This window comes from Microbulbifer mangrovi, from assembly GCF_002009015.1.
Classification (GTDB): Bacteria; Pseudomonadota; Gammaproteobacteria; order Pseudomonadales; family Cellvibrionaceae; genus Microbulbifer; species Microbulbifer mangrovi.
The window spans coordinates 1-238 of sequence record NZ_LZDE01000010.1 but is presented as its reverse complement, the minus strand read 5'-3'; the positions used below and the strand labels follow the sequence as shown (position 1 = coordinate 238).

Below are 238 nucleotides of genomic sequence, written 5' to 3'. Positions count from 1 at the left end.
TATTCTACACATCCGATCTGCTTAAGCAAGCGCTTTTTGCAGACTTCTTTGAAGCGCTGAAACCGTGATAAATCAACGCTTCCAGCCACCTCGATCACCGCTTCGGTGACCCCGAGAAGGACGCGCATTATATGGCGCCGGTCTCGTTTGGCAAGGGCTTTTTGAAATTCTTTTTTGGAGTGAAACTCGCTAAATTTCAAAGGCTTATCTTGCCGTCTCGCCGCGCTTTGCGTTGCCG

At 49.6% G+C, this 238-nt stretch carries 1 protein-coding gene; it reads right to left on the bottom strand.

The genetic code is table 11. The features are described 5' to 3' along the window. Window positions 1-200, bottom strand: a 200-nt coding sequence (locus tag B4U49_RS19175; RefSeq protein WP_204902938.1) for a hypothetical protein, incomplete at its 3' end; no start/stop codon positions are given. Window positions 201-238: the final 38 nt, after the last annotated feature.